General features: G+C 37.4%; 13 protein-coding genes. 4 read left to right on the forward strand and 9 right to left on the reverse strand.

The features are described from left to right. Positions 1-92: 92 nt before the first annotated feature. From lpdA to HMPREF3270_RS07305, 5 genes are all read right to left on the reverse strand, one after another. A complete protein-coding gene (lpdA, locus tag HMPREF3270_RS07285) occupies positions 93-1,499 on the reverse strand; it encodes a dihydrolipoyl dehydrogenase (RefSeq protein WP_002480526.1) in 1,407 nt (468 codons plus the stop codon). A 3-nt stretch (positions 1,500-1,502) separates the two neighbouring features. Beyond that, on the reverse strand, positions 1,503-2,819 hold the full coding sequence (locus HMPREF3270_RS07290) for a dihydrolipoamide acetyltransferase family protein (protein ID WP_002480525.1): 1,317 nt from the start codon (positions 2,817-2,819) through the stop codon (positions 1,503-1,505). Positions 2,820-3,159: 340 nt separating this feature from the next. Next, positions 3,160-4,137 (reverse strand): alpha-ketoacid dehydrogenase subunit beta, encoded by a 978-nt coding sequence (locus tag HMPREF3270_RS07295; protein WP_002480524.1) that lies wholly within the window; start codon positions 4,135-4,137, stop codon positions 3,160-3,162. 3 nt (positions 4,138-4,140) lie between these two features. Further along, positions 4,141-5,253, reverse strand: coding sequence for a pyruvate dehydrogenase (acetyl-transferring) E1 component subunit alpha (gene pdhA, locus HMPREF3270_RS07300; RefSeq protein ID WP_002480523.1), 1,113 nt, complete (start codon positions 5,251-5,253; stop codon positions 4,141-4,143). 169 nt (positions 5,254-5,422) lie between these two features. Beyond that, on the reverse strand, positions 5,423-6,055 hold the full coding sequence (locus HMPREF3270_RS07305; RefSeq protein ID WP_070848564.1) for a YkyA family protein: 633 nt from the start codon (positions 6,053-6,055) through the stop codon (positions 5,423-5,425). Between the two features lie 124 nt (positions 6,056-6,179). Here HMPREF3270_RS07305 and def point away from each other — a divergent pair, with 124 nt between their 5' ends. Then, a complete protein-coding gene (def, locus tag HMPREF3270_RS07310) occupies positions 6,180-6,740 on the forward strand; it encodes a peptide deformylase (protein ID WP_002480521.1) in 561 nt (186 codons plus the stop codon). A gap of 59 nt (positions 6,741-6,799) precedes the next feature. On the opposite strand, the gene HMPREF3270_RS07315 is transcribed toward def, so the two are convergent. After that, positions 6,800-7,072 carry a hypothetical protein gene (locus tag HMPREF3270_RS07315; protein ID WP_070848563.1) on the reverse strand — a complete coding sequence of 91 codons (273 nt, stop codon included), beginning with the start codon at positions 7,070-7,072 and terminating at the stop codon, positions 6,800-6,802. Positions 7,073-7,453: 381 nt separating this feature from the next. Here HMPREF3270_RS07315 and HMPREF3270_RS07320 point away from each other — a divergent pair, with 381 nt between their 5' ends. Both HMPREF3270_RS07320 and rnjA read left to right on the forward strand, forming a co-directional pair. Further along, on the forward strand, positions 7,454-7,669 hold the full coding sequence (locus tag HMPREF3270_RS07320) for a DNA-dependent RNA polymerase subunit epsilon (RefSeq protein ID WP_002480519.1): 216 nt from the start codon (positions 7,454-7,456) through the stop codon (positions 7,667-7,669). Then, positions 7,669-9,594, forward strand: a complete 1,926-nt coding sequence (rnjA, locus tag HMPREF3270_RS07325) for a ribonuclease J1 (protein WP_070867231.1) — start codon at positions 7,669-7,671, stop codon at positions 9,592-9,594. The genes HMPREF3270_RS07320 and rnjA overlap by 1 nt, the downstream gene beginning before the upstream one ends. A 76-nt stretch (positions 9,595-9,670) precedes the next feature. Here rnjA and HMPREF3270_RS07330 read toward each other — a convergent pair whose 3' ends face one another. The 3 genes from HMPREF3270_RS07330 to HMPREF3270_RS07340 all read right to left on the reverse strand — a co-directional run bounded on the left by HMPREF3270_RS07330 (position 9,671) and on the right by HMPREF3270_RS07340 (position 12,815). Continuing rightward, entirely contained in the window at positions 9,671-10,330 is a 660-nt protein-coding gene (locus HMPREF3270_RS07330) for a potassium channel family protein (RefSeq protein ID WP_002480517.1), read from the reverse strand. Between the two features lie 95 nt (positions 10,331-10,425). Further along, on the reverse strand, positions 10,426-11,463 hold the full coding sequence (locus tag HMPREF3270_RS07335; RefSeq protein WP_070848561.1) for a cytochrome d ubiquinol oxidase subunit II: 1,038 nt from the start codon (positions 11,461-11,463) through the stop codon (positions 10,426-10,428). Beyond that, on the reverse strand, positions 11,460-12,815 hold the full coding sequence (locus tag HMPREF3270_RS07340) for a cytochrome ubiquinol oxidase subunit I (protein WP_070848560.1): 1,356 nt from the start codon (positions 12,813-12,815) through the stop codon (positions 11,460-11,462). The genes HMPREF3270_RS07335 and HMPREF3270_RS07340 overlap by 4 nt, the downstream gene beginning before the upstream one ends. A 191-nt stretch (positions 12,816-13,006) precedes the next feature. On the opposite strand from HMPREF3270_RS07340, the gene HMPREF3270_RS07345 reads away from it, so the two are divergent. Beyond that, positions 13,007-13,243: a glutaredoxin family protein gene (locus HMPREF3270_RS07345; RefSeq protein ID WP_002480514.1), complete on the forward strand. Its 237-nt coding sequence runs from the start codon at positions 13,007-13,009 to the stop codon at positions 13,241-13,243. Positions 13,244-13,425: the final 182 nt, after the last annotated feature.

Genomic DNA, 13,425 nt, shown 5'->3' on the forward strand with positions numbered 1-13,425 from the left:
ATCAACCGAATTTGACAAAGAGCCTAAAAAAACCGCCGAGCTTAAAAGCCCGACGGTTTCAGTTTATATGCTTATTCTAATGTTGGGTGTTATTACATAGTGTGGATTGGTAATCCAAGTGCTTTTTCAGCTGCTTCCATGCTCATTTCACCTAATGTTGGGTGAGCATGTACTGTTAATGCGATATCTTCAGCATTCATACCAGCTTCAATTGCTAGACCTAATTCAGAGATGATGTCAGAAGCACCTGCACCAACAATTTGTGCACCTACTAATGTGTCATCTTCTTTAAGTGTGATCAATTTAACGAAACCAGTAGTATCGTTTAATGATAACGCACGACCGTTTGCTGCGTAAGGGAATTTAGAAGCTTTATATTCTAAACCTTCTTCTTTCGCTTGCGCTTCAGAAAGACCTACTGTTGCGATTTCTGGTTCAGTGAAGCATACTGCAGGCATACCGATGTAATCTACTGCTGATTTTTCACCAGAGATTGCTTCAGCTGCTACTTTACCTTCATAGCTTGCTTTATGAGCAAGTGGTAAACCAGGAACGATATCACCGATAGCATAGATGTTATCAAGTGAAGTACGGCTTTGTTCGTCAACTTCTAATAAACCGCGGTCTGCGAATTTAAGACCTAATTCTTCAAGACCCATTTCATCAGTGTTTGGACGACGACCTACTGTAACTAATACGTAATCAGCGTCGATTGTTTTTTCTTCGCCTTTAGCTTCGTAAGTTACTTTAACGCCGTTTTCTGTTTCTTCAGCAGATTTAGCCATTGCTTCAGTAACAATTTCCATACCTTTTTCTTTCATTTTTTTCTTAACAGGTTGTGTTAATTGTTTTTCGAAACCGCCTAAGATATCTTTAGCGCCTTCTAAGATAGTAACTTCTGTACCGAAGTTCGCAAATGCTGTACCTAATTCAGAACCAATGTAACCGCCACCTACAACAACTAATTTCTTAGGTGCTTCTTGTAAGTTTAACGCACCAGTTGAATCGATTACGCGTTCGCCGAATTTGAAATTAGGAATTTCAATCGGTCTAGAACCTGTTGCGATAATCGCATGTTTGAAGTTGTAAGTTTGAGCGCTTTTTTCGTCCATTACACGTAAGCTGTTTTTGTCGTGGAAGTAAGCTTCACCTTTGACAATTTCAATTTTGTTTCCTTTTAATAGACCTTCAACGCCGCCTGTTAATTTGTTAACTACAGACTTTTTGAACTCTTGAACTTTTTCGAATTTAAGTTCAACGTCTTTAGCGATGATACCTAGATCTTCAGAGTTTTTAGACTCTTGGAATACGTGTGATACGTGTAATAACGCTTTAGATGGGATACATCCTACGTTAAGACATACACCGCCTAATTCGCCTTTCTCAACGATTGTCACTTTTTGACCTAATTGTGCTGCGCGGATTGCGGCAACATAACCGCCAGGACCTGCTCCGATTACAATAGTATCTGTTTCAATTGGAAAATCACCAACTACCATGTTTTACCCCTCCATTAATAATAATTCTGGATTATTTAATAAACGTTTGATGTGGTTCATTGCGTTTTGACCAGTAGCTCCGTCAATTTGTCTGTGGTCAAAGCTTAATGATAATGCTAATACAGGTGCTGCAACAATTTCCCCATCCTTAACAATAGGTTTTTGTGCAATACGACCAATACCCAAGATAGCAACTTCTGGGTGATTGATTACTGGTGTGAACCATTGGCCGCCTGCTGAACCGATGTTACTGATTGTGCATGATGCACCTTTCATTTCGTCAGAAGTCAATTTACCGTCACGTGCTTTAACAGCAAGTTCGTTAATTTCATCTGAGATTTCGAACATTGATTTACGATCAGCATGTTTAACAACCGGTACTAATAAACCGCGGTCTGTATCTGCAGCGATACCGATGTTCCAGTAGTGTTTGTGTACTACTTCACCGTTTGCATCATCAAATTCAGTGTTTAATGCTGGGTATTTCTTAAGTGCTGATACTAATGCTTTAACAACATATGGTAAGAATGTTAATTTAGTACCTTGTTCCGCAGCAATTTCTTTGAATTTCTTACGGTGATCCCATAATGCTTGAACTTCCACTTCGTCCATTAATGTTACGTGAGGCGCAGTGTGTTTAGAGTTAACCATTGCTTTCGCAATCGCTTTACGCATTGCAGGGATTTTTTCACGAGTTTCTGGGTATTCGCCTTCAGCTGATACTGGTGCTGCAGCTGTTTCTTGTGAAGCTGCTGCTTCAGTTGCTGGAGCTTCGCTAGTTTCTGCACTTGGTGCATCTCCGCTTAAGTAAGCTTCAACGTCAGCTTTAGTGATACGGCCGTTTTTACCAGAACCTTGAACTGCTTTGATATTAACATTGTTTTCACGTGCAAATTTACGTACAGAAGGCATTGCTTTAACTCTTCTGTTTTCATCTACTTCTTCGTCAGCAGCTGGTGCTACGTTTGAAGTATCTTGTTCTGAAACTGATTGTGCTTGATCTTTAGTTTCTTCTTGGCCTGCATCTTCTTCTTGAGCAGAATCGTTACTGTGTCCGCCTTTGAATGACATTTCTTCAGCGTCTGGAGAATCAATTTTGATAATTGTGTCGCCAACGACTGCTACAGTTCCTTCTTCTACAACAACTTCTTCGATTGTACCGTTAACTGGAGAAGGGATTTCTACAACAGATTTGTCGTTTTGTACTTCACATAGAATATCGTCTTCTTGGATTTCGTCTCCAGCTTTTACAAACCACTTAACAATTTCACCTTCGTGGATACCTTCACCAATATCGGGTAATTTAAATTCAAATGCCACGTTCTTGTCCTCCTAAAAGTCAATTTAAGTCACATAAACCAGCACAAAACAATTGATTAAAACAAAAGTGTCTTCAAGTCTGTACATAAGCCTTGATTAAACTACTGATAATATAATCAATTTGATGTTCTAGTTTATAGTTTGACATAAAACTTGATTTCGTTTCAATGAAATCTATCTTCAATTTATTTTTACTACTTCATAACAAACCATTTGCCCTTGCAAAGTACATGAGATCGCAAGAGCAAATTTGGTTGTCTGACTTATGGAAAGCTGAAGTGTTGCTTCAACTATACCCATAAGTTCATTTAAATATGCCGACTCACGCTCTATTAAACAATTAGAAGTTTAAAGTAGCTTTTGCAGATTCGACGATATCGTTTTTGTTTGGTAACCAAACATTTTCCGCTTCAGTAAACGGATAAACAGTATCTGCTGCTGCAACACGTGCAATCGGAGCTTCTAATGAAAGGATTGTGCGCTCAGATAGTTCAGCTGCTACTTGTGCACCTACGCCAGCTTGACGTTGTGCTTCTTGAACTACTACTGCACGGCCAGTTTTTTCAACTGAAGCTACTAATGTATCGAAATCGATTGGTTGTACTGTACGTAAGTCGATAACTTCCGCTGATACACCATCTTTTTCAAGTTCTTCCGCTGCTTTTAATGATTCTTGAACCATTGCACCGTAAGCGATAATTGTGATGTCATCGCCTTCTTTTTTAACGTTCGCTTTACCAAGTTCAATTGTGTATTCCTCTTCAGGAACTTCTTCACGGAATGAACGGTATAATTTCATGTGTTCTAAATATACAACTGGGTCATTGCTTCTGATTGCAGAAATCAATAAACCTTTTGCATCATATGGGTTAGATGGGATAACTACTGTTAATCCTGGTGATTGTGCCAAGATACCTTCTAAGTTATCTGCGTGTAATTCTGGTGTGTGTACACCACCACCGAATGGCGCACGGATTGTAACAGGTGCAGTTTTTGTGTTACCTGAACGGAATCTTGTACGTGCAATTTGACCTGCAACAGAGTCAAATACTTCGAATACGAAACCTAAGAATTGGATTTCCATTACTGGACGGTAACCTTCTACCGTTAATCCAAGTGCTAAACCGCCGATACCTGATTCAGCAAGCGGAGTATCGAATACACGATCTTCACCGAATTCTTTTTGCAGACCTTCCGTTACACGGAATACGCCACCGTTAACACCAACGTCTTCACCAAAAAGCAAAACATTTTCATCGTTTTGAAGTTCAGTTTTAAGTGCGTTGTTAATCGCTTGTACCATTGTCATTTGTGCCATGGCTTACTTCGACTCCTTCTCTTTGTAAATTTCATACTGTTCTTTTAAGTTTTGAGGCATATCTTCGTACATGATTTCCATCAAGTCAGTAACAGTTTGTTTTTCAACTTTATCAGCTGCTTTAATTGCAGTTTTGATTTCGTCTTTTGCACGTTCGATTACTTCGTTTTCTTTTTCTTCATTCCATAAGCCTTTAGCTTCTAAGAATGCTCTGAAACGAACTAATGGGTCTTTTTTCTCCCAATCAGAATCTTCATCTGAAGTTCTGTAACGTGTTGGGTCATCCCCAGCCATTGTATGTGGACCATAACGGTAAGTCATAGTTTCAATTAATGTTGGGCCTTCACCGTTAACTGCACGATCACGTGCTTCTTTAGTTGCTTGATATACAGCTAATGGGTCCATACCGTCAACTTGAATACCAGGGATACCTACTGCGATTGCTTTTTGAGCTAATGTGATTGCAGCTGTTTGCTTGCTTCTTGGTGTCGAAATCGCGTAGTTGTTGTTTTGAATTACAAAGATTGCCGGCACTTTATAAGCCGAAGCAAAGTTGATACCTTCGTAGAAGTCACCTTGTGATGAACCGCCGTCACCTGTATAAGTGATAGCTACTGCTTTTTTACCGCGTTTTTTAAGACCTAATGCAACACCGGCAGTTTGAATATATTGTGCACCGATGATGATTTGAGGACTGAATGCGTTTACACCTTCAGGGAATTGGTTTCCTTTAAAGTGTCCTCTTGAGAATAAGAATGCTTCTGTAAGTGGTAAACCGTGCCAAATGATTTGTGGAACATCACGGTAACCTGGAAGAATCCAGTCTTCTTTCTCTAATGCATATTGTGAAGCTAGTTGTGAAGCTTCTTGACCAGCTGTTGGTGCGTAGAAGCCTAAACGTCCTTGTCTGTTTAAAGAAACAGAACGTTGGTCTAGGACACGAGTCCATACCATTCTTTCCATTAATTCAACTAATTGCTCATCAGTTAAATCAGGTACTAAGTCTTCATTCACTACTTTACCATTTTCGTCCAATACTTGGACCATCTTAAATTGTGCTTCAGTATCTTTCAATACTTGCTCAGCGTCGAATTGGGCTTGTAACTTCGGAGCCATTCAATTCACCATACCTTTCCCGTATAATAGAAAATTCATTTCATCCATAAATTAGTATAGCATAGTTTTGTATAACTGTTAAATGAATTGTAAAACTTCTGTATCACTTGTGTTAAGTACAGTTATAAGACCTGTACCAGTCATTATACTAAAACTGTATCAGTGTTGTTTATTTGATTTGTTGAGCCGCTTCCATTTGTTTTCCGCGCTCGTCACGAGTTTTGCTATATTTTTTAATTTTGTTATTTACCTCTTTATAAGAGTCGTCAATTGCTTTTGTTTTTTCATCAATCTGTGATTGTTCTGCTTGACCGTTAGTTTTTACAATGTATTCAAATAAATCTTTTTCTTTGTCTAAACTATTGTTGTAAGCTTTCGCATATTCATCATGCGCTTTATAGTTTTTCTCAAATGCTTTGTTTGTTTTTTCTATGCCGGATCTTCTTTTATCGTTTCTAATATCCTTTGTCCGCTTTTTAGCCTCTTCAAACTTTTTCTCAGATGCATCAAAAGCTTTTTCTTCTTTTTTAAATTCATCTTTACGTTCATTTACATTACTTACAATATCTTTAGAAGTTTTTACAACCTTCTGTGTATCTTTACCGTTGATTTTCTTAGCTAAATCATTTTTCTCGTTTGTAAGTTTATTTAGTTTTTCACCGACTTTTACGGCTTCGTCTTCTTTTTGTACGGCTTCTTTCAGTGTCTTGTTGTACTCTTTAATCTGATGGCTGTCTGTTGAACAAGCACCTAATAATAGAGAGGATGCAATCACTAAACCAAATGTGCTTTTAATTTTCATGCTTCAAATTACCTCCTTGGGGATTTCAATAATGATGTTAATTAATTTTAAGCGATTTCGCAAATACTTTTCTGTTCTATCCGGAAGTTTTTTGTTATATTTTATAATAAGGACGGTGTATGACATGATTACTATGAAAGATATAATCAGAGACGGACATCCGACACTTCGTGAAAAAGCTGAAGAAGTTAAATTTCCTTTATCAGATGAAGATCGTAATAAAATCAAAGAAATGCATGAATTCTTAGTCAATAGTCAAGATGATGAAATTGCACGTAAATACAATTTACGTTCAGGTGTAGGTATTGCTGCACCACAACTTAACATTTCAAAGCGTATGCTTGCTGTGCACTTACCAGATGATGGTAACGGCAAATCATACGAGTTAATGTTGATCAATCCGAAGATCGTCAGCTACAGTGTACAAGAAGCATACTTGCCTACAGGTGAAGGCTGCTTAAGTGTAGATGAAGATATTCCAGGACTTGTGCATCGCCATCATCGTATTACAGTTAAAGCTAAAGATATTGATGGCAATGATATCAACTTACGACTTAAAGGCTATATTGCTATTGTTGTACAACATGAAATCGATCATTTAGACGGTATTATGTTCTATGACCACATTGATAAAGAAAATCCACTTCAACCTCACGAAGATGCTATCCGTCTGTTTGATGAATAAACATAAATTGAGAGGTCGCATAAAGCGGCCTCTTTTTTATATACACTGCTATTTCCTTATTATATGAAGATATCTTTACGACAATGATACGTAACATTTAAACGTTCTAAACCTTCTTTAAGTTCAGGCAGCATACTTTTATCCACCCACTCTGGATCATGGTTATGTCGTATAAAATGATGATTATCTGAGACATTATCTACAACTTCTTCGTATTCAAAGAACATCACGATTTCTTTCCCACGCTTTTCAAACAAAATACCTTGAAACAATTTATCTCGTCTTTCCTTTTCTCTTTTTACATCTTCAATAATTCTTTTAGTCTTACTCATTTTCCTCACCTGCTCTTAGTCACTAAATCATTGGACCCGCTTCGTTTTCTCTTTTATATATTTTACCACACTTATTTTGACTTTCTCTTTTTGATAAACATTCCCCTAGCTTTCCTTGTCGCTAAGTAAAACCGCTTTATTTATTGAATTACATCATGTAAAATAAATAATAACTGTATATGTATGGAGAAATCTTCATGCATGACTAACTAGAACGTCATTTATAACAAACCTAGCAAACATACTGGGCAGTTAAGCTGGTATGTTGTATTTATTTTAAGAAAGAACACAATGATGAAACAAACCACAAAGAATAAACTAGGCTTGTATGAACAATAAATTAAAACAACTGAACATATTTTTAGGAGGAAACAATATATTATGGCAATTTACAAAGTATTTTATCAAGACGACAGAGCAGAAGTAATCGTGCGTGAGAACACACAAACGATTTACGTAGAAGGAAATTCAGAAGAAGAAGTAAGAAAATATCTGAAAGACCGTAATTACAATATCGAGTTCATTACTAAATTAGAGGGCGCACATTTAGAATATGAACAAAAATCTCCAGACTATCAAGTGGAGCATATCCAATAATGAAACAACTCAAAAATAATGAGGTCGGTGTATACGCAATCGGCGGTCTCGGCGAGATCGGTAAGAATACGTATGCAGTGGAGTATAAGGATGAAATCGTCCTAATCGATGCGGGTATCAAATTCCCAGACGACAATCTATTAGGTATCGATTATGTCATCCCGGATTACTCATATCTTGTTCAAAACAAAGATAAAATTATCGGCCTATTTATTACCCACGGACACGAAGACCATATCGGCGGTGTGCCCTTCTTATTAAAAGAACTTAACGTACCGATTTATGGCGGTCCTTTAGCACTTGGGTTAATCAGAAACAAATTAGAAGAACATCATTTATTAAGAACAGCTGAATTGAATGAAATTACAGAAGACAGCGTCATCAAGTCAAAACACTTCAATGTTTCATTCTATTTAACAACACACAGTATTCCAGAAGCATACGGTGTTATCGTTGGAACACCTGAAGGTAATATTGTACACACGGGTGACTTCAAATTTGATTTCACACCTGTCGGTACACCAGCTAATATTGCGAAAATGGCGAAACTCGGTGAAGAAGGCGTTTTAGTCCTTTTATCTGATTCAACGAATTCACTCGTTCCAAACTTTACTTTAAGTGAACGTGAAGTCGGCCAAAACGTCGATAAAATTTTCCGTAAATGTACAGGAAGAATTATCTTTGCGACATTCGCATCTAATATTTACCGTGTTCAACAAGCTGTAGAAGCTGCGATTAAATATAACCGTAAAATTTTAGTATTCGGCCGTTCAATGGAAAACAACATTAAAATCGGTATGGAGCTCGGTTATATCAAAGCGCCACCTGAAACGTTTATCGAACCAAGCAAAATCAACTCTGTTCCTAAACACGAACTCTTGATTTTATGTACAGGTTCTCAAGGTGAACCGATGGCTGCGTTATCACGTATCGCAAACGGTACACACAAACAAATTAAAATTATTCCTGAAGATACAGTTGTCTTCAGTTCATCACCTATCCCAGGTAATACGAAAAGTATAAACCGCACAATTAATGCTTTATATCGTGCAGGCGCTGATGTTATTCACAGCAAGATTTCAAACATCCATACTTCAGGTCACGGTTCTCAAGGCGATCAACAATTAATGTTACGCTTAATCCGTCCGAAGTATTTCATGCCGATCCATGGTGAATACCGTATGTTGAAAGCACATGCGCAAACTGGCGTTGAGTGCGGTGTAGATGAAGACAACATCTTTATTTTTGATAATGGTGATGTCTTAGCCCTAACAAGAGATTCAGCACGTAAAGCTGGACGTATTCCTTCTGGCGATGTATTGGTAGATGGAAGCGGTATCGGTGATATCGGTAATGTAGTCATCCGCGACCGTAAATTACTATCTGAAGAAGGTTTAGTAATTGTCGTTGTAAGTATCGACTTCAACACAAACACATTACTTTCAGGTCCAGATATCATCTCACGTGGTTTCGTTTATATGCGCGAATCTGGTCACTTGATTTACGATGCACAACGTAAGATCAAAACTGAAGTCATTTCTAAGTTGAACCAAAACAAAGACATTCAGTGGCATCAAATCAAATCATCAATCATTGAGACATTACAACCTTACCTGTTTGAAAAAACAGCACGTAAACCAATGATTTTACCAGTGATTATGAAGGTCAATGAGAACGGTGAACAAATCACGCCGACGAAAAAACCAAAATCATCTAGACCTAAACGCACAAATAAAAAACAAAGTCCAAAACAAAATCAAGAACCAAAACAACACAACAGTAAAGAAAATCATAAGCATGCGACAAACAAACGTCCTTCAAATAATGGTCAGAAAAACCGTAAACCAAGAAATCATAAACCGCACCATAAAAAAGAAGGCAACGCTAAACCAAAACAACACGAAGAAAAGTCTAAACAAGACTAAGCTTCTATAAATTAAAGATAAATATAGGAAAAGCACATTCCACGCGGAATGTGCTTTTTGTTTGTATAAGGTTGTGTTAGTGGACAAGTTTTTTCTCGAAGCGATTTAAGTCGTTGTCGTGTCCAATCATAATTAAGATATCGCCAAGTTCAATATTCATATTCGGATCTGGAGAAATAATAACATCTTTATCACGTTTAATCGCGATAATATTGATACCGAAGTTTGCACGGATATCTAAATCTACAATCGTTTGACCCGCAATACGTTCATTCGCTTTGGCTTCAACAATTGAATATTCATCCGCAAGTTCCAAGTAATCCAAGACACTGGCACTCGCAATATTATGCGCAATTCGACGTCCCATATCTCGTTCAGGATGGACAACTAAGTCAGCACCGATTTTATTTAAAATCTTCGCATGGTAATCGTTTTGGGCTTTCGCAATAACCTTCTTAACGCCTAATTCCTTAAGAATCAGAGTTGTCAAAGTACTCGTTTGAATATTTTCACCAATCGCCACAATGACTTGATCAAAGTTACGAATCCCTAAACTTTTCATTACCGCTTCATCTGTTGTATCTGCGACTACCGCATGTGTCGCGATCTCACTATATTCATTTACGCGAGCTTCGCTTAAGTCGATAGCCATCACGTCCATGCCTAACGCATTTAATTCTCGGACTATACTGCCGCCGAAACGACCTAACCCTATCACAACGAATTCTTTTTCCATTTCTCTTACAACCTCCGCAAAAATAAAGATGAGACAAGGCTCTGTTCAATCATAGACAACCTATGATTGTGCCTCGCCTCACCTTAGACTTAATATTAATAATAACCTTCATCATTCTTACCTTCAACATAATCTTTGTTGAAGATGAATAATCTCATTAAGAAAATCAGTGATGGAACAAGCATCAATAATCCAACGACTGCCGCAATGGTTAAGGCCCATGCCATTGGGTCATCTGTTTTGTGAATGTCTCCATTGATATATGGATACAAGATGTATGGCCATTTACTTAAACCATAACCTGTCACGGCTGTAGCCATTTGAATCACAACTAACATAAATACTGTTCCCGGTGATTTTTTCATTATAGATAAAATCCAAGCTGCTAACAAGCATAATATACTGATTAAGAATAACCACCAGTATTGATTAACCGCAACATCAAAGTGTTGCTTGTTTTGACTGCGTAATGTGATGAAAGTAAATAATGATACTAAAGCCATCGGAGGACCCCAGAAAACAAACCACATACGAATAATATTATAGGCTTTCATGTTTTCTGCTTTGCGTGCATAATACGCAAGGAATCCTGATGAAATATACATTACTGAAACTAAAGCTAAGAATACAACTGCCCACGCAAATGGACTAAAGAATAAATCTAACCAATTTAAATCGACACCTGTACCTGAGCTTGTTTTATGAATATAGCCGCCTTCTGAGATAACAAGTCCCATACTTAATGCAGCCGGGATGAATAACCCAGATACACTATGCAAGACGAGCCAAGAGAATTTTGAATCTGGTCCATAGTTTTGGAATGCATAGAAACTACCGCGAATCGTAAGTAAGATTAAAGCGATAGATCCTGGCACTAACAGAACCGAACCATAATAGTACGCGAAATCTGGGAAGAAACCGACAATTCCTACGGTAAAGAATACTAAGAATACGTTTGTGACTTCCCAAATCGGGTTCAGATAACGACCGATAATCGGTACTAATGTGCTTTCAGTACCTCTTAATTTCGATTGTAAAATGAAGATACCTGCACCAAAGTCAATTGAAGCAATAACGATATACAAGAATAAGAACAGATACAAAACGATCATTCCAAATGCTGTAATACTCATGATGCTTCACCTCGGCTCTCTTCTAATTTTTCCACATCTTTATATGGCGGGTTATTCTTGAACATACGGATTAATACATATGCTGCAGTGAATAAGATGATAAAGTATATGACACCAAATGCGATGGTAACACCTGGTAAACCGCCTGCATGTGTAGCTGCTTCAGACACTCTCATGTAACCTCTTAAAATCCAAGGTTGACGGCCCATTTCTGTTAAGAACCAGCCGAACTCAATCGCAAGCATAGCTGCAGGACCTGTTAATAATATGCCATACAGCAATATTTTGTGTGTTGAGAACTTACGCCATTTCTTAACTAGTCGTGTTAAGACATAAATACCTGAAACAACGAAACAGAAGATACCGCTTGTCACCATTAAGTCAAAGAAGTAATGGACAATTAACGGTGGCTGTTCATTTTTAGGGAATTCATTCAAGCCTTCTACTTCTGTATTGATATTGTTGTCAGATAAGAAGCTGAGTAATGCTGGGATTTTAATCGCACCATGCACTTCTTGATTTTTCTCATCTAGTACACCAAACAGAACTAAGTCTGCACGTTTTTCAGTATCATAATGCCATTCATATGCTGCTAATTTTTCAGGTTGTTCATTGTGTAAGAACTTCGCTGATAAGTCTCCAGCAAGCATAGAACCTAGTGTAAAGACTAAACCGACAATCATAGTCATTTTCAATGCTTTCTTATGATATTCTCTGTCTTTTTCAAATTTATTTTTCAATAATTTAAATGCTGCAATCGCCGCTAAAATAAAGGCCATTGTCATAATTGCTGTAGTAATTACGTGGAAGGCTCTGACACCAAATGATGAGTTGAACATTGCTGCTACTGGATCAACATGAATCATTTTGCCGTTTTTCAATTGGAAACCTTCAGGCGTATTCATAAATGAGTTCACTGATGTGATGAAGAAGGCAGATAATGTACCGCCTAATACCACTGGAATACTCATAATCAAATGTGTCCATTTGTTTTTGAATCGTTCCCAAGTGTAGAAATAAATACTAAGGAAAATTGCTTCAAAGAAGAATGCGAAGACTTCCATGAATAATGGCAAGGCAATCACGTGTCCTGCAATCTTCATAAATTGTGGCCAAAGTAATGACAGCTGCAACTCGATAATCGTACCTGTTACAACCCCTACCGCAACAGTTACCGCATAACCTTTGGCCCATCTCTTAGCTAATGTAATATATTTTGCGTCATTTCTTTTAACACCAAGAAATTCAGCAATTGCGAACATAAGCGGCATCCCCACACCGATAGTCGCGAAGATAATATGCACAGCTAAGGTCATGGCAGTTAAAAATCTGCTCAGTTCTACTGCTTCCATAATATCACCCTGTTTTTCTCTATATTTTTGTTACTGTCTAATGCCCGCAACGTCTCAGATGAAATGTGGAGGAAATTGTTTACACAAAATCCAAAAAAACTTGAAACATTCAAATATAGGCGGTTAGCTTGATTTTTAATCGTCCCTTTAATACAGTAAACACATCAATAAAATGTAAAGGAAGATAAAACATGCCGAACGTAGTCATTTATACACAAAACGACTGTCCACCTTGTCAGTTTGTGAAAAATTATCTCGATCATCATCACATTGCATACACTGAGAAAAATATTTCAAACTCACAATACCGCAATGAAATGATAGATTTCGATGCATTTTCAACGCCATTTATCTTAATCGGTGACACACCTATGTATCAAGTGGACATAGATAAAATCAACACATTACTCGATATCGATAAAGACTGACTTAAAAATGAATGCACTCTATTTTAAATTACCTTTAAGGTAAATGATTCAAACAATTATGCTGTAATCTGCGTTCATAGACACAGTACCTTATATGTTACGCTCTCATATGCTAGTTTACAATTATTCTAATCAAGATTTTCATTATATTTATACAAAATTTAAATCTTTGTCACAAATTT

The organism is Staphylococcus sp. HMSC65H10 (assembly GCF_001839185.1).
In the GTDB taxonomy this organism is placed as follows: domain Bacteria; phylum Bacillota; class Bacilli; order Staphylococcales; family Staphylococcaceae; genus Staphylococcus; species Staphylococcus simulans.